The following is a 17,061-nucleotide window of genomic DNA, read 5'->3' as shown; positions in this document are numbered from 1 at the left end:
AGCACACGGCGCCCGGCGCGGGGCGCCGGCTTCATTCTTCTTCGTTCAGCGCATCGAGCAGCAGCGGCAGCCATTGCGCGGGCTCGCCCCGGCGATGGATCAGCGCCACGGGCCATGGAGGCAGGCGGGGCGTCATGTTGAGGATCCTGACTTGTTCGTCCACCGCCTGATTCAGCAAGACGAGCGAGGGCAATGCGCTCACGCCGACGTCGTCGGCCACCATTTGCAGGTTCGTCAAGGGCTGCTGCGACTCGATCACCGGAACCGGCGGCGGCAGACCTTCGAGCACGAACATCTCGGCAACGGCGTTGCCGACGATGGAATCCGATGGCGGCAGGACCCAGCGCTTGTCCTTGAGCATGTCCCACCGTACTTCATCGAGCTGCGTCAAGGGATCGTTCACGGAAGCGATCACCACGAGATTCATGGTGAACAGTTTCCGGAACTGAAAAGATCTCACGGCCGAACGGGGAAGCGCGAAAGTCGTGATGACCGCATCCAGTTCGCCCTGTTCCAGCCGAAACAGCAATTCGGGTACGTGCGCTTCCTTGAGCCTGACGCGCAACTGGGGATTCGAGCGAGTGAGTTCGCGAAAGACGACGGGCAGATAACCTTGCGCAATGAAGGGCGCCGCACCGATCTTGATCAGGAGGTCCGGGTGATCGCTGAGTGTTTCGCGGCGCAGGCGTTCGAGATCATCCAGCAGGAGCTTGGCGCCTCGCAGGACGGTTTCGCCATATTGCGTGGGCACGACACCGCGGGAATCCCGCTCGAACAGCGCCACGCCGAAGGTCTGCTCCATTTCCGCGAGCGTCTTGCTCAATGCCGGCTGCGTGACATTGAGCTGCTTCGCCGCCGCATTCAGGCTGCGGCACTCCTTAAGCGTTACCAGAATTTGCAGATGACGAAACTTGAGCCAACCAACCAGTCGGTGCGATTTTTCACGACTATTTTCGCCGAATGTGCTCAACGTGATTCTCAAAACTCAAGTGGTTGAAATGTTATCACCAATATCTGGATAAACGCCTTGAATTCTCTTGCTGAATACGCAATACAACTCGCCGCATTTTCGATTGTTCAATGAATCATTGTTCAAGGCAAAGTCCGTTTTTAACCGTGCAATGCCGTACAAACGATAGCCGGAATCCGGCCTCGCTCAAGTTCGGCCGCGCACTGCCGTTATCCGCCAGAACGGCGAGTCATCGCCTCCTCACAACGTTTGCCGCACGGGCAAACTCACTCGATAAAAACCAGCATGAAACGTGTCGTTGCCCTCTCCGCGCTTACCTTGGTCCTGGCAGGATGTGGCGGAGGCGGCGGCGGTTCGGATGCCGCGCCAGCCACGCCCGCACCGAACGCCGCACAAGGTCTCTATTCCGGCAGCGACGCATACGGCCACACGATCGGCGGCGCAGTGCTCGACAGCGGCGCGTTCTACTTCGTCTATGTCGATACGGCCAGCAACACCTTCGGCCTCGTGCAAGGCACGGCGACTGCCTCTCACGGCACCTTCCAGTCCGACAACGCACGCACCTTCGACATCACTGGCGGCCGCACCAGCGACACCCCGGTGCTCGCCGGCTATAACGGGCGCAACAGCATCCAGGGCGCGCTGTACACGAGCGCGGCGAAACAGAGCAGCAGCACCTTCAACCTCGTGTACGACTTCGCCTATGAACGCCCTATCACGCTCCCGGCAGTCGCAGGCACCTATTCGGGCGCGGCCGGATCCACGCGCGGCGGCGAAGCGACGAGCTTCACCATCGGCCTGGACGGCTCGATCAAGGGCGCCGGACCGAGCGGCTGCACCTATGCCGGAACGACCCGCCCGCACGGCGACAAGAACGTACTCGACGCCACCATTACGTTCGGTGCCGCACCTTGCCTGTATCCGGGCGCGACCGTGACGGGCGCGGTGTTCTTCAACAACAGCGAGCTGCTGGGCGCACTGACGCTGGCAGACCGCTCGGATGCATTCGTGGTTGCCGCCACCAAATAAGGCATGACGACAGTCCGAATAAGCAGGGCTGTCGCGCTTCCCTACATTTTCGTTATGTGCGCCGAGCAGCGCACGCGTGAATCACGCTATTGACGAACAATGCGCGAAGAAACCATGATCGACTGGAGATTCAAACAAGAAACTCATTCACGCTAAAGGAATCTTCAATGCTGACACTGGCGCACCCAAGCATAAAACGAATGGAATACATTGAGTGCGGTGAAGCTTTCGTGAACTTGCAAGGCATTCATGAGCGCATTGCCGTGGACATGAGCCGCCAGCTCATTTCCAGCGCTGGCGATTATTTCTGCTGGTCACGGCATGATGTGGCGAAGCGGCTCGTCACGGCGGCACGGAGCCTTCCGCCGCACCTTCGGCTGCTGGTGGTCGAAGCGTACCGGTCGCTCGATGTACAGCGCAGCTACTTCCGCGACTACACCCACGTACTCAAGCGCGACTATCCCTGGCTCGATGGCGATGCCCTCTACGAGAAAGTCAGCCAATGGGTCGCGCCGCCGGAAGTGGGCGGCCACCCGACGGGCGCGGCCATCGACCTGAGCTTGCAGCATATCGATGGCGGTCACGTCGACATGGGCACCGTCCTCAACGCCAACGACGCCGAGTCATCGGGCGCCTGCTTCACTGACAGCGCCTTCATCACGCGTGAAGCCGCCCGCAACCGCGCCATTCTGCGCGATGCCATGAGCGCCGCCGGCTTCGTGAACTATCCGTCCGAATGGTGGCACTGGTCCTATGGCGACCGTTACTGGGCCGTGGTCTCCGGCAAGCCGCATGCAGTCTATGGGCCGGTCGAAGAGTTCGAAGTAGAAGGCGTGCGCGTCTAGCCTCCCAGCGCAAACGGCGCCTCGCATCCCTCGTACAAACCCCAATCTCGCAATTCTGGAAAGTCTTTGCAAAACGCAAATTCTTTCCAATATACTGTGCGCACGCGGTGAAAGCGGCAGGAGCCGTTTGCCGGACCAAGCGAGAGGACAGCATGAGTGCGGTGGCGGATCGAATCCTGCGGGTACTGGAAGAGCTGGCGAACGCGCCGGAAGGCAGGACGCTTTCCGAAGTCGCAACCGCGCTCGATGTCCCCGTCAGCGCCGCGCATCGGCTGCTGGCCGACCTGATGGAACAGGACTACGTGCGCAAGGACGAACGGCGCGGCGAGTTCATGCTCACGATGAAACTGCCGTCGCTCGGGCTGCGTTTCCTGAGCGCGGGCGGCGTCGTGGACGTTGCCCAGCCGATCCTCGAACGGCTCGCGTCGACTTCGGAAGAACTGGTCCGCCTCGCCATCCTCGACGGCGAGCAACTGATCTACGTGGCCAAGGCCCAGGGCGCGCGCCAGGGCATTCGCTACGATCCCGAGATGGGCAGGCCCGTCACGCTGTCATGCAGCGCCGCCGGCATCGTGTGGATGGCCGGCATGAGCGACGAAGAAGCCATGCGCCTGGTGTCCAGACAGGGCTTCGGCGCGCCATCGGACTTCGGCCCGCGCGCGCCGACCACCTTCAAGGCGCTGCTGCCGCTCATCGAAACCGCGCGCGCCAACGGCTTTGCCACCACCCAGGACATGTTCCTTCCGGCCATGAGTTCGATGGCGACGCCGGTGCGGACGCCGACCGGCGAAGTGCGCGCCATCCTGATCATCGCAGGCCCGATGTCGCGTCTCACCGAAGAGCGCATGAGCGCGCTCGTGCCGGCGTTGATGTCCACGGCGGCTGAACTGTCCGAAGCCAGCGGCGTGTCGCCGATGCTTCGCCGCGCCATGCAGGGTCCCAATTACGCAGTGAGCATGTCGGCATAACTTCGGGCGCGTTCGTCGCCTGTCGCATCAGCATTTTCATTTTAATTAGCATCCCGATGCGAAGGGACGCGCACGCCTGCACGATCGGCAACAGCATATCTTCCGGGAGGAGACAAATTGGAATCGGCACACGCAACAAGCAGCAAGCAATCGATGGCGAACCGCGCCGTCAGTGCGGCGACCTTCGGCACCGCACTCGAATGGTTCGACTTCACGCTATACGGTTCGGTGGCCGCCACGGTCCTGCCCAAACTGTTCTTCCCGGCGATGGAGCCCAGCTCCGCCCTGCTCGCCTCGCTGGCCACCTTCAGCGTGGGGCTGGCGGCACGGCCGCTGGGCGCGATCATCTGCGGCCATTTCGGCGACAAGATCGGCCGCCGCAATCTTATGCTCGGCACCGTCTCGGTGATGGGCATCACCTCGGTGCTGATGGGCCTCTTGCCCACCTACGCGCAGATCGGCATGCTCGCGCCGATCCTGCTCGTCCTGTTGCGCATCATCCAGGGCTTCGCGCTGGGCGGTGAATCGACGGGCGGTCAGCTGATGGCGCTGGAACACGCACCCGCCGACCGGCGCGGCAAGTACTCCGGCCTGATCGGCATGTGCGCGCCGCTCAGCCAGATCCTCGCCAATGCGGTCCTCTTGCTGTTGTCCGCGACCATGAGCGCCGATGCCTTCACGCGCTACGGCTGGCGCATTCCCTTCGTGATGAGCTTCCTGCTCGTGCTCGTGGGCATCTATATCCGGCTGCGCGTCGCCGAGACGCCCGCCTTTCTGCAGATGAAGCAGTCCGCCGTCGCGTCGGTCAGCAGTCCCCTCAAGGATGCATTCCGCCTGCACTACAAGACCATCATCCGCATGATGCTGTTCTTTTGCGGTCCCACCGCGCTGTTCTATCTCGCGGTCGTGTTCACGCTCGGTTATCTGACCAACACGCTCGGCGTGCCGAAGCAAACCGGCTTCACGCTGCTGATGATCGCCAACGCATGTGCCGTCGCCGGCTCGATTCTCGGCGGCCTGCTGAGCGACCGCATCGGCCGCAGGCGCGCGCTGATGCTCGCCTCGGCGGCGACCCTCGTCATCATGTTGTTCTATTTCCCCGTGCTGGGCACCCGCAGCTTCGTGCCGATGGCCATCGCAATGGGCCTGTTCATGGGCTTCACGCAAGTGCAGACCGGCATCCAGCCCGTGGCGTTCGCCGAAGCCTTCCCGACTAACGTGCGCTATTCCGGCTCGGCGCTGGCCTTCACCGGCGCGAGCCTGTTCGCGGGCGGCCCGATTCCGGTGGTCGCGACGTGGCTGCTGAACCTGAGCCATGGCTCGCCATGGCCGCTCGTCGCGCTGGTCGCGGCATTGAACGTGTTGTCCTTCTGCATGATCGCGATCGGGCCGGAGACCGCCGGCGTGGATCTGAACCGCCTGGATTCCGCCGATGAAGTCCTCGGCAAACGCGACGCCGGCGCGCAGCAGGCCAGCTTTTGAGCGACATCTTATCCATCAAATCGAACGAGGAAGCCGATGAACGAATCACACCGCGGCCTGCTGGCTATCTGGAGCACCATCGCTCCGGAAGCCGAAACCGACTATCTGCACTGGCTCACGCGCGAACATGTGTTCGAGCGGGTGAGCGTGCCGGGCTTCTGCTCGGGACGTGTCTTCAGGCGGCGCGACAGCAAGCCGTCCGAGTACCTGATGCTCTATGAACTCGACCATGCCGAAGTCATGTCGAGCGAGGGCTATCTGACGCGGCTCAACGCGCCCACGCCGTGGACCCAGCGCATCATGCCCACGCTGATGCACTTCCGGCGCGGCGGCGGCACGCTGAGCCATGAAGCGGGACATGCGCGCGGTCATGGCAGTCACATCGCGATCGCACGCTTCGAAGATGACATACCCGCTGCGCTGACCGGCGAGCGCCTGGATGCGCTTGCGCAACTGGACTGGGTCGTCGCGGTCCGCGTGATGCGCGTGCAGTCCGATTCGACATCCATCTCCACGCGCGAGAAGTCGATGCGCCGCAGTGAGGAAGGCGCGTTCGCCGGACTCATCGTGATCGAAGCGTTGGACCGCGCTTCGCTTGATCGTGCGGTCACGGCAGCAAGCCGTGACGTTCCGGAACTCGACGGCGCGTTTCAACTTCACGACGCGGTCTTCGGCAGTCATCGATAACTTCGACGCATGAAACGAGGCGCGTGATGAAAAGCCCCATCAAGCGCCCCATGTCCTGCAAGATAATAAGAGCCTCCAAAGGACCAAAGTCGTGTGACAAGAATCCCTGTTTCCGTAGAATATTCCAGTAATATGAATTCGTTGATTTGTAAGTTATACCCGTCAACGATTTCTGCTATCGATCGATTTGCCGCAACAGAATTCAAAACATCAAAAGCGCGCAGTCGTCATGCAAAACAGTGATATGTCCATTATTGGTTTTCAGCGTCTAACATTGACTCCGTCGATTGTGAAGATGCAGTTCCGGTGCAGCGGATCGGCTTGAACGCCGCGCAGGAACTCGCGGAACCAGCAAGCCAGCGGCCCGCCTGCCTCTCAAGTCAGGAAGCAGCAGCGCCGCGCGCAAGCAGGATGCGCGCATCATTCAGACGCAAAACATCCCTGAATCGAAGCCCGGTTGCCCGTCGCGCAGTCCAGCGACGGTCGTCCGGTTCCCGTTATTCGTCCCGCGTGCTTTCACGCCTGAGTCTGACGCGTCCGTCATTTCCATGACGTCGATCGCGACGTATTTCAAACCGCCTGACTTCCTTTTTTCCAGCCCCAATGGATGTATTCCACGGCGTCTGGAATGAAAGCCGGGACGGCAGCCGATTCTTATTCGTCGAACTCAAGATGCACATCTCGTCAGATAACGCAGCCGCCATGGAAGCCGATCCGCATGACAGCTCGCTGCTCGAGCCCGTCGCGGATGAGGCGCCGTGTGGTGACGAGCTGAGCTACGACCAGGCGTTCATCGATCTCGAACGACTCGCTGTCGGCAAGACCGAACAGCAGTTCGGCTCGACGATCATCCCCGCTGAAAACCCGGACTGGCATCAGGTGGCTTTGCGGGCGAGCGGACTGTTGAAGCGCACCAAAGATCTGCGGGTCGCCACGCTGCTGACACGCGCATGGGTCGAACTGGATGGGCTGGCCGGATACCGGCGCGGCGTCGCGCTGATCGCCGAATTGCTGGAGCGTTATTGGCCGGCGCTGCATCCGCGCATCGAGACCGATGGCGAAAGCGATCCGCTGATGCGCATCAATGCGCTGCGCAATCTCGGCGATCCCGAAAGCATCGGACGTGCAATCCGCAACGCCACCATCCTGCGCCTGAAGCAAGGCAGCCTGAACATGCGCGACGCCGCCGCCCTCCTCGATGGCCATGCCTCGCAGGCGGCGGCATCGCTGAATCTGGATGGACCCGAACTGCGTCAGCAGCTTGTGCTCGCGGCGAATGCGCCGCACAGCCTCACCGCGCGCATCCCGGAGATTCTCGCGGCACTGAAGCACATCGCGCAGACCGTGCAGCGCGAACTCGGCGATAGCTGGGTGCCGGACTTCCGCAGTGTCGAAGCGCCCTTGCGCCTCATTGGCGATGCCGCGCAGCCGCTTCGCGGCCAGGTTGCCGACGCGCCGCTGCCGCTCGATGACCACGGCTCACCGCATGAAGCGCTCGCCGGCGCGCTGCCCGATAGCACAGCCGAGCCGCTGCCGAACCCGGTGCATCACGCGTTGCGTTCGCGCGCCGAAGTGATCGCGTTGCTGCAGAAGGCCTGCGCCTATCTCGAGCTTCACGAACCGGGGCACCCGGCGCCGCTCCTCATTCGTCGAGCGATACGGCTGATGGGCATGAGCTTCTACGAGATCGTGCGGGACATGATGCCGGCCGGCATCCCGCAACTCGACGTACTGGCGAACAGCCCGAAGCCGGGCGAACCACCAGTTCAGCCAGGCTGAACGATGCGGCCTGGACGGCCAACCCATGCGCACACGAGCAAGCTTACTGGAGGCAATCCGTGACGAAAGCAAAACAGACCCGATCGCGTCAGGGCGGTCAGCAATTCATCGGCAGGAATCGTGCGCCGCGCGTGCAGATCGAATATGACGTCGAGATCTACGGCAGCGAGCGGAAAGTCGAGATTCCCTTTGTCATGGGCGTGATGGCGGACCTGGCGGGCGATACCCGCAAGGTGCAGCCCGAGATCGGCGAGCGCAAGTTCCTCGAAGTCGATATCGACAACCTGGATGAACGCATGAAGTCCATCCAGCCGCGCGCTGTGTTCCAGGTCCCGAACAAGCTCGGCGGCGATGGCCGCCTGCAAGTGGATCTGACCTTCGAGAGCATGGACGACTTCACGCCGGGCCGGATTGCGCGCAATGTCGACTCGCTCAGTCATCTTCTGGACGCGCGGACCCAGCTCGCCAATCTGCTTTCGTACATGGACGGCAAGAATGGCGCGGAAGAACTCCTCGCAAAAGCGCTTGCCGATCCGGCGCTGCTCAAGGCGCTCGCCAAAAGCGCGAAACCGCAGGACGACGCATCCACGGCGCCGTCCGACGCAGCGCAGCCGGGCGAACAGGACGCCTGAGCGCGTCCCTGCCTCGCGAACGCCACGACATGGACAGCGCAGACTTCACTGACGGAATAAACGCATGACGACCACCAGACACGCCGAGCACGCCGAGCACGCCGACCACCCGCAGACGATGGAGGTGGATCACTTCAGGGATCTGCTGAACAAGGAGCTCAAGCCGACGACGGATCAGGCGCATCAGGCCATCGAAAGCGCGGTGAAGACGCTTGCGCATCAGGCGCTCGAACACGCCGCCGTGATGTCCGCCGATGCCTATCAGGGCATCCAGGCCATCATCGCGGAGATCGACCGGAAGCTGTCCGACCAGATCAACGAGATCCTGCATCATCCGGCCTTCCAGAACCTCGAGTCGGCCTGGCGCGGCCTGCACTACCTCGTTACCAACACCGAAACCGACGAGATGCTGAAGATCCGCTTCATGCCGATCTCGAAGAAGGAACTGGCGCGCACGCTCAAGCGCTACAAGGGCGTGGCCTGGGACCAGAGCCCGGTGTTCAGGAAGATCTATGAAGAAGAGTATGGACAGTTCGGCGGCGAGCCGTTGGGCGGACTGGTCGGCGACTTCTATTTCGATCACAGTCCGCCCGATGTCGAGATGCTGGGCGAGCTGTCGAAGATCGCGGCGGCGGCGCATTGCCCGTTCATCGCGGCGGGCTCGCCTTCGGTCATGCAGATGGATTCATGGCAGGAACTTTCCAATCCGCGCGACCTGACCAAGATCTTCCAGAACACGGAGTACGCCGCCTGGCGCGGTCTGCGCGAGTCGGACGATTCCCGCTATATCGGCCTGACCATGCCGCGCTTCCTGGGCCGCCTGCCCTACGGCATCAACACGCTGCCGGTGGATGAATTCGACTTCGAAGAGAACACCGACGGCGTCGATCACCGCAACTACATGTGGATCAACTCGGCCTATGCGATGGCCGCGAACATCAACCGTTCGTTCAAGCACTACGGATGGTGTACGTCCATTCGCGGCGTGGAGTCGGGCGGCGCGGTGGAGAACCTGCCGATGCATACGTTCCCCTCCGACGACGGCGGCGTCGACGCCAAGTGTCCGACCGAGATCGCGATCAGCGACCGTCGCGAAGCCGAGCTGGCGAAGAACGGCTTCATGCCGCTCGTGCATCGCAAGAACTCCGACGTCGCCGCGTTCATCGGCGCGCAATCGCTGCAAAGCCCGAGCGAGTACTACGACAACGCCGCCACTGAAAACGCGCGCCTGGCGGCACGGCTGCCGTATCTGTTCGCCTGCTGCCGGTTTGCGCATTACCTGAAATGCATCGTCCGCGACAAGGTCGGTTCATTCAAGGAACGCCGGGACATGGAGAGCTGGCTCAACGACTGGATCATGAGCTATGTCGATGGCGACCCGGTCAATTCCTCGCAGGAAACCAAGGCGAAGAAGCCGCTTGCCGCCGCCGAGGTCATGGTCGAGGAAGCCGACGACAACCCGGGCTATTACACCGCGAAGTTCTTTCTACGCCCGCACTATCAGCTCGAAGGGCTCACGGTTTCTCTTCGGCTGGTTTCCAAGCTGCCATCGTTAAAGGAAGGCAGTGCTTCGTAGCAACGTTCGTCACGATCACCGTGGCGATACCCTTGTTTCATTTAATCCCGGAGAACTGAAAATGGCTGTTGATATGTATATGCGGGTGGATGGCGTAACAGGCGAATCGAAGGATGCGAACCATCAGGGCTGGTCGAACGTGCAGTCCTATGCGTGGGGCGCCAACCAGCCCGGCAGCATGGCTTCCGGCAGCGGCGGCGGCTTGGGCAAGGTGAGCTACAGCGATCTGCAGGTGACGGCGCCGATCGACAAGGCATCGCCCGCCATTTTGAAGTACTGCTCGAACGGCAAGCACCTGCCGACGGTGGAAATCTCCGTCTGCAAGGCCGGCGGTACACAGGTCGAGTATCAGCGCATCACGCTCAGCGAAGTGCTGGTGACGTCCGTCACCCATGCCGCCGCCAGTACGGGCGATGCCGTGCTCGTGACCTACACGTTCCAGGCCGCGAACGTGCAGCAGCAGTACTGGGAGCAGACCGACCAGGGTAATCGCGGCAGCGCGAGCACGCTCTCGTGGAACATCAAGCAAAACCAGGAAGCCTGACGCACCGAGTCTGAATGTGTGGCGCCGGGCGGACGCATTCGCCCGGCATGCAACGTCATGATCCTGGACCCTTTGCCGGCCGCAAGGCCCCGACCCACTCGCATCAACCACCGCGAGCAGCATGCGCAAATTGCCATCACGTCATACGCAACCGGCCGGACGCCGGCTGACGCCCGTCTTGCTTGACCGCCTGACCGATCAGGCGCCGCACGAAAGGCGCGAAGCGGACGGCGCCTTCATGCTGACGCGCGCGTTGCTGCGCGAATCGGTGCTGCGCGACTTGCGCTGGCTGCTCAACACGACGAACCTCGAAGCGACTGTCGATCTCGCCCCGTATGCGGGCGTACGCGAGTCCGTCATCAACTTCGGCACGGGCGCGCTGGCGGGCCTGCGGATGTCGGAGGTCGAATGGACCGACATCGAACGGACCATCCGTGAGGCGATCCTGGCGTTCGAGACGCGCATCGTTCCCGACAGTTTGCAAGTGAAGTGCGTCGAGAACAACAGCGACTCCCTGTTGCATCACAACCTGCTGGTCCTGGAGATTCGCGGACAGATCTGGGCCGTGCCCTATCCCTTCGAGTTCGTGTTCCGCTCGGAAGTCGATCTCGAGAACGGCTACATGGTGCTGCAAGCGCCGGGGAACGAATGATGGACGGCCGCCTGCTCGACTATTACAGCCGCGAACTGAGCTATCTGCGCGAACTGGGCGCGGAGTTCGCCGCCGAGTATCCGAAGATCGCGGGCCGGCTCGGCATGCGCGACACGGAAGTCGTCGATCCGTATGTCGAGCGTCTGCTCGAAGGCTTCAGCTTCCTGGCCGCGCGCATCCACCTGAAGATGGATGCCGAGTTCCCGCGCTTCTCGCAACGGCTGCTGGAACTGGTTTATCCCGGCTATCTGTCGCCGCTGCCCGCCATGGCCATCGTGCAGATTCCGCCCGATCTCGATGTCGGCAATCTCGCGAGCGGCTATACCCTGCCCGCCGGCACCGCCCTGCGCGCCAACGTGACCGCGGGCGAACAGACGGCCTGCGAATTCAGGACCGCGCACGAGGTCACGCTGTGGCCCATCCGCATCACGGCGGTGCGCATGGAGCCGGCGCCGGAAGACTTGCCGTCCGCCTTGCTCGACCCGCAACGCACCGTGCGCAGCGTATTGCGCATCCGCCTGGAAACCGACGGCGCGGCGCGCTTCGCCGACCTGCCACTCGAACGCCTGAGCTTCTTTCTCGGCGGCCAGACGCAGCAGGCGCAGCATCTGCTCAGGCTGCTGCTGGGCGAGCGCGTGGTGGCCGCGGCTGTGCGCGATCCGGCCAGCAAGACGCCGCTCTACCGAAGCCTGCCCGCCGATGCGATCCGTCACGAAGGACTCGATGCCGGCCAGGCCCTGCTGCCGGACGACATGCGCGCATTCAGCGGGCATCGCATCCTGCACGAGTACTTTGCGTATCCGTCGCGGCTGCTGTTCTTCAGCATCGGCGGATTGCGCGACGCATTGCGCACGGCCGGCACGGCGTGCGAGCTGCTGGTGATGTTCGACGAGCGCGCGGAAGAACTGTATCGGTCGGTCGATGCACGCAGCCTCGCGCTCTATTGCACACCCGCCGCCAACCTGTTCCCGAAGCGCACCGACCGCATGCCGGTGTCGCGCCGGCAGCATGAATATCACATCGTCGTGGACCGCTCGCGGCCGCTCGACTACGAGGTGTACCGCGTCAACCGCGTGACGGGACACGGCGGTCCCGAAGGCCGGGAGCAGACCTTCCTGCCGTTCTATTCCCCGCATGCGCATCAGCGCAACAGCGCGGGTTGCTACTTCTCGACGCGCCGTGAACCGCGCCTGTCCAGCGCGCGGCTGCGCGGTCATCACCGCAGCGATTACGCGGGCAGCGAAGTGTTCGTGTCGCTCGTCGATCAGCATGAAGCGCCGTTCAGCGGCGAGCTGCGCCACATATCCGTGGATGCGCTGTGTACCAATCGCGATCTCGCCATCCTGATGCCGCTCGGCGCGAAGGCCGACTTCACGCTGACCGTATCGGCGCCGGCGGGAACCATCAAGGTGCTGAAGGGACCGAGCGTGCCGCGTGCGTCCATCGCGGAGAACGAGATCACCTGGCGTCTCATCAGCCATCTGGGCCTCAACTATCTGACGCTTACCGATCTCGACGGCACGCAGGGCGCCGCCGCCTTGCGCGAGCTGCTCGGGCTCTATGCGGACCTCGCCGATCCCGCGCTGACGAAGCAGATCCAGGGCATCCGCAGCGTGCGCGTCGAGCCCGTGTGCCGCGCGCTGCCGCATGCGGGTCCGATCATGTACGGCCGGGGCGTGTGCATCACCGTGCTGCTCGAGGAAGCCGTCTTCGAACCGTACGACATGCATCTGTTCGGCGCCGTGCTGGACCAGTTTTTTGCGCGCCATGTATCGCTGAACAGCTTCAGCGAACTGGTCATCGAAACCTTGCAGAGAGGAGAGATCGGACGATGGAAGCCCCGGATCGGCTGCCGGCCGACAGCCTGACACAGGCGGTCTACGGCCGGACCGAAGAGGCTCCGTCCGTCAGACCCGCCCCGCCGCCGCGCGAGGAGCGGCTCGACCGTCTGCTGGAGCAGGCGGCGGCCGCGCCCTACGAGTACGACCTGTTCGAGCTGATGCGCTGGATCGACGCCTGTGCGGTCACGCCGGTGCGGCTCGGCCGTGCGTCCCATCCGCGCGACGAGCCGGTGCGCTTCGGTCAGCGTCCGTCGCTTGCGTTCGCGCCCGCGGCCCTCGCCGAAATACGCCGCGATCAGCGCAAGCGCGCGCAGGTCTCGGTATTCGGCTTCGGTCTGTTCGGACCCAACGGTCCGATGCCGCTGCATCTGACCGAATACGCCTACGAGCGGGCGCGCAATCACGGCGATACCTCGCTGGCCGGCTTCGCGGACCTGTTTCATCACCGGCTGATCGCGCTGTTCTACCGCGCCTGGGCGAATGCGCAGCCGTGCGCGAGCCTGGACCGCGCAGGCGACGCCCGCTTCGACGACTACATCGCGAGCCTGATTCATCTCGGCCAGCCGTCGCTCAAGGGGCGTGGCGCGGTGGCGGACCACGCGCGCTACTACATGGCCGGGCATCTCGTCAGGCAGACTCGCAACCCGGAAGGCCTGTGCCGGATTCTCGCCGATTACTTCGGCGTGAAGACGCGCATCAACGAATACGCGCCCGGCTGGATCGCCATTGAACCGGCGCGCCAGTGCGCCTTGCCGCTCCGGCTGGGCGCCAATGCGTCCGGCGCGGGCGCGGTTCTGGGCCGCGCGGTGCGGGATGCGCAGCATGGCTTCGAGATCGTGATCGGGCCGTTGCCGATGGAACGCTTCCGCCAGTTCCTGCCCGATACCGAAGCGGCGATGCAGCTGGCGGACTGGGTGCGCTTCTATGCCGGCGACGAACTGGACTGGAACGTCAGGGTCCTGCTGGCGCGGGCCGATGTGCGCGGCGCGAGCGTCGGCATGCAGCAGCGCCTGGGCTGGGACACCTGGGTCGGCGAGCGCCTGAGTCCCACCGATGCCGGCGACCTCGTGTACGGCCCCGGCATCGTCGCCCATCATGCGCGCCAGCGGCGCGCCGAACAGACCCGAAACGAATCGCCTGTGACCTGCCATGACTGACATCAACCGTCCCGCCCTGTACGGCAAGCTCAATCCGTTCCTGTTCCGCTCGCTGGAAAGCGCGACGTCGCTGTGCAAGCTGCGTGGCAATCCGTATGTCGAGCTGGTGCACTGGCTCCATCAGATGCTGGCCGAAAACGACAGCGACCTGCATCGTCTGATCGTGCGTTTCGATCTCAACGCGGGCCGGCTCGATCACGATCTGTCCGTCGCGATGGACCGTCTGCCGCGCGGGGCCAGCGCAATCGCCGACTTCTCCGCCTTCATCGATGAAGCCATCGAACGCGCATGGGTCTACAGCACGATTGCCTATGGCCGCGCGCGCATCCGCAGCGCGTTCCTGCTGGCCGGCATCCTGAAGACGCCGTCGCTGCGCAATCAGCTGCTCGCCACGTCGCAGCAGTGGGGCAAGCTCGTCCCGGATCTCGTGATGAACGAGATTCCCGCAGTCATCGCCGGGTCCGCGGAGGACAAGGACAGCGCCGATACGCCCGAGACCGAAGCCGCCCCGGAAGGCGCCGCCGCCGAGTCCGCGTTGCAGCGCTTTGCCGTCGACATGACGGCGCAGGCGCGCGCCGACCGCATCGATCCGATCACGGGCCGCGAGTCGGAGATCCGCCAGGTCATCGACGTGCTGATGCGCCGCCGTCAGAACAACCCGCTGCTGACCGGCGAGGCGGGCGTCGGCAAGACGGCCATCGCCGAAGGACTGGCCTTGCGCATCGCCGCCGGCGACGTGCCGCCCGCCCTGCGCGACGTCACGCTCTATTCGCTCGACATGGGACTGTTGCAGGCGGGCGCCAGCGTCAAGGGCGAGTTCGAAGCACGCTTGCAGCAGATCATCAGCGAGGTGGAACGCAGCACGCGGCCGGTGGTGCTGTTCATCGACGAAGTGCATCGGCTGATCGGCGCGGGCGGCGCGCACGGCACCGGCGACGCCGCCAACCTGCTCAAGCCCGCGCTCGCACGCGGCCAGTTGCGCACCATCGGCGCGACGACCTGGAGCGAGTACAAGAAGTACATCGAAAGCGATCCCGCGCTGACGCGGCGTTTCGAAGCCATACAGGTGCGCGAGCCCTCGGAGGACGAAGCCGTCGCGATGCTGCGCGGACTGGTCGGCCGGCTCGAAAGGCACCATCGCATCGTCATCCTCGATCAGGCGGTGGATGCGGCGGTGCGCCTGTCGAACCGCTATCTGCCCGCGCGGCAATTGCCCGACAAGGCCATCAGCCTGATGGATACCGCGTGCGCACGGGTCGTCGTGGGCCGGCATGCGCCGCCGCCGGCAGTCGAGGATCTGCAACGCCGGATCAGCGCGCTCGAAGCAGAACAGGCCGCGCTGGAACGCGAACGGCTGATCGGCCTGCCGGTCGAGATCAGGCCCGCGCTGGGCGAGGCGCTGGCCGAACGGCAGCAGGAACTCGCGGCGTCCGAGGCGCGCTGGAAGCAGCAGCGCGAACAGGTGGAAGCGATCGTCGCATTGCGCGCCGAACCTCACGATCCGCAGGAAGCCAGCGACCGCCGCGCGACGCTTGCACGCCTGCGCACCGAACTCGCCGCGCTTCAGGGCGATACGCCGCTCGTTCAAGTGGACGTGGATGTGGAAACGGTCGCGGCGGTGCTGGCCGACTGGACCGGCATTCCCGCCGGCAGGATGCTGCGCAACGAAGCGCAATCGGTGCTCGCGTTGCCGCAGACGCTGGCGCGCCGCGTGATCGGACAGCCCGCCGCAATGGATGCGATCGCGCGCCGCGTGCAGAACGCGCGCGCCGCGCTGGACGATCCGCAACGGCCGGTCGGCGTGTTCCTGTTGTGCGGTCCGTCGGGTGTCGGCAAGACGGAGACAGCGCTGGCGCTGGCCGAGGTGATGTATGGCGGCGAGCAGAACCTGATCTCCATCAACATGAACGAGTTCCAGGAGTCGCACACGGTATCGACGCTGAAGGGCGCGCCGCCGGGTTATGTCGGCTATGGCGAGGGCGGCATCCTGACTGAGGCGGTGCGTCGGCGGCCGTATAGCGTCGTGCTGCTCGACGAGATGGAGAAAGCCCATCCCGATGTGCAGGAAGCCTTCTACCAGATCTTCGACAAGGGCTGGATGGAGGACGGCGAGGGCCGGCGCATCGACTTCCGCAACACGATCCTGATCCTGACCACCAATGCCGGTGACGCCGAGATTATGCGTCTCGCGCAGGAAGAGCCCGCGCCCGCGAGCAGTCAGGTGGAACGGCGCATCCGCGATGCGTTGCGCGAGTATTTCACGGCCGCCTTCCTCGGCCGCCTGACGGTGGTGCCGTTCTATCCGCTCTCCGGGGCCGTGTACGAGGAAATCATCGCGATGCGGCTGCGCACGATCGGACGGCGCCTCGCTGAACAGCACGAGATCGCGTTCCATCACACGCCCGAGGTGGGCCTGCTGATCCACGAGCGCTGCGCCGAGGTGGAGTCCGGCGGCCGTTTGATCGATTCGATCATCACGCAGTCGCTCCTGCCCCTCATCAGCCGCGAAATCATCTCCGCGCTGGCCGAAAACCGCACCTTGAATGAAGTGCGGATCTCCGTCGAGAACAATGAATTTCAAGTCACGCTTTGCTGAACCGGATTTCCCCAGGTCTTAATCGATAGTGAGCAGAAAGAAATGGCACAGGTCGTAACCGCGTATTGCAGCGCATTTGATGTCGGCACTCTCAGCTTCCGCTCCATGACAGGAAACGAAGCCCTTTCCACCCTCTTCGACTTCGAGGTGCAACTCGTCTCGGGCGATGCTTCGCTCGATCTCAAGAGCGCCCTCGGCAAGTCACTCACGCTGGAGATCCAGCCGCAGGTCGGCGCGCTGCGCTATCTCGACGGACAGATCACCCGCTTCGAGTTCAATGGCCGCGAGACGCTCACCTCGCGC

Annotated in this window: 15 protein-coding genes; 14 read left to right on the top strand and 1 reads right to left on the bottom strand. The window is 63.8% G+C overall.

Annotated elements, in window-relative coordinates:
- Nucleotides 1–31 precede the first annotated feature (31 nt).
- Nucleotides 32–970: a LysR family transcriptional regulator gene (locus QCE62_RS17650; RefSeq protein WP_309920998.1), complete on the bottom strand. Its 939-nt coding sequence runs from the start codon at nucleotides 968–970 to the stop codon at nucleotides 32–34.
- Nucleotides 971–1,255: 285 nt separating this feature from the next.
- Between QCE62_RS17650 and QCE62_RS17645 the strand changes: the two genes are divergently transcribed.
- From QCE62_RS17645 to QCE62_RS17580, 14 genes are all read left to right on the top strand, one after another.
- Nucleotides 1,256–1,999 carry a hypothetical protein gene (locus QCE62_RS17645; protein WP_309920996.1) on the top strand — a complete coding sequence of 248 codons (744 nt, stop codon included), beginning with the start codon at nucleotides 1,256–1,258 and terminating at the stop codon, nucleotides 1,997–1,999.
- 167 nt (nucleotides 2,000–2,166) lie between these two features.
- Entirely contained in the window at nucleotides 2,167–2,844 is a 678-nt protein-coding gene (locus QCE62_RS17640) for a M15 family metallopeptidase (protein WP_309920993.1), read from the top strand.
- Between the two features lie 152 nt (nucleotides 2,845–2,996).
- Complete coding sequence (locus QCE62_RS17635) at nucleotides 2,997–3,812, top strand: IclR family transcriptional regulator (protein WP_309920989.1); 816 nt, start codon at nucleotides 2,997–2,999, stop codon at nucleotides 3,810–3,812.
- A 153-nt stretch (nucleotides 3,813–3,965) separates the two neighbouring features.
- Nucleotides 3,966–5,294, top strand: a complete 1,329-nt coding sequence (locus QCE62_RS17630; RefSeq protein WP_309920986.1) for an MFS transporter — start codon at nucleotides 3,966–3,968, stop codon at nucleotides 5,292–5,294.
- A gap of 36 nt (nucleotides 5,295–5,330) precedes the next feature.
- On the top strand, nucleotides 5,331–5,981 hold the full coding sequence (locus QCE62_RS17625) for a DUF4286 family protein (RefSeq protein WP_309920984.1): 651 nt from the start codon (nucleotides 5,331–5,333) through the stop codon (nucleotides 5,979–5,981).
- Between the two features lie 702 nt (nucleotides 5,982–6,683).
- Nucleotides 6,684–7,760 (top strand): type VI secretion system protein TssA, encoded by a 1,077-nt coding sequence (gene tssA / locus QCE62_RS17620; RefSeq protein WP_309920981.1) that lies wholly within the window; start codon nucleotides 6,684–6,686, stop codon nucleotides 7,758–7,760.
- Nucleotides 7,761–7,819: 59 nt separating this feature from the next.
- A complete protein-coding gene (gene tssB / locus QCE62_RS17615) occupies nucleotides 7,820–8,392 on the top strand; it encodes a type VI secretion system contractile sheath small subunit (protein WP_309920978.1) in 573 nt (190 codons plus the stop codon).
- A 118-nt stretch (nucleotides 8,393–8,510) separates the two neighbouring features.
- The gene (gene tssC / locus QCE62_RS17610; protein WP_309906520.1) at nucleotides 8,511–9,968 is read left to right on the top strand and encodes a type VI secretion system contractile sheath large subunit; all 1,458 of its coding nucleotides are present in this window, start codon (nucleotides 8,511–8,513) and stop codon (nucleotides 9,966–9,968) included.
- A 61-nt stretch (nucleotides 9,969–10,029) separates the two neighbouring features.
- A complete protein-coding gene (locus tag QCE62_RS17605) occupies nucleotides 10,030–10,512 on the top strand; it encodes a type VI secretion system tube protein Hcp (protein WP_309920975.1) in 483 nt (160 codons plus the stop codon).
- Nucleotides 10,513–10,633: 121 nt separating this feature from the next.
- On the top strand, nucleotides 10,634–11,164 hold the full coding sequence (gene tssE / locus QCE62_RS17600; RefSeq protein ID WP_309920972.1) for a type VI secretion system baseplate subunit TssE: 531 nt from the start codon (nucleotides 10,634–10,636) through the stop codon (nucleotides 11,162–11,164).
- Complete coding sequence (gene tssF, locus QCE62_RS17595) at nucleotides 11,164–13,032, top strand: type VI secretion system baseplate subunit TssF (RefSeq protein WP_309922873.1); 1,869 nt, start codon at nucleotides 11,164–11,166, stop codon at nucleotides 13,030–13,032. Before tssE ends, tssF begins: the two co-directional genes overlap by 1 nt.
- Nucleotides 12,996–14,162, top strand: coding sequence for a type VI secretion system baseplate subunit TssG (gene tssG / locus QCE62_RS17590; RefSeq protein ID WP_309920969.1), 1,167 nt, complete (start codon nucleotides 12,996–12,998; stop codon nucleotides 14,160–14,162). Before tssF ends, tssG begins: the two co-directional genes overlap by 37 nt.
- On the top strand, nucleotides 14,155–16,758 hold the full coding sequence (tssH, locus tag QCE62_RS17585) for a type VI secretion system ATPase TssH (RefSeq protein WP_309920967.1): 2,604 nt from the start codon (nucleotides 14,155–14,157) through the stop codon (nucleotides 16,756–16,758). Before tssG ends, tssH begins: the two co-directional genes overlap by 8 nt.
- A 105-nt stretch (nucleotides 16,759–16,863) precedes the next feature.
- Nucleotides 16,864–17,061, top strand: a 198-nt coding sequence (locus QCE62_RS17580; RefSeq protein ID WP_309920963.1) for a contractile injection system protein, VgrG/Pvc8 family, incomplete at its 3' end; no start/stop codon positions are given.

The sequence above is a fragment of the Caballeronia sp. LZ033 genome, from assembly GCF_031451265.1.
In the GTDB taxonomy this organism is placed as follows: Bacteria; Pseudomonadota; Gammaproteobacteria; order Burkholderiales; family Burkholderiaceae; genus Caballeronia.
Note: the sequence above shows the minus strand (reverse complement) of the source record. Positions and strands in the feature narration are given on the sequence as shown.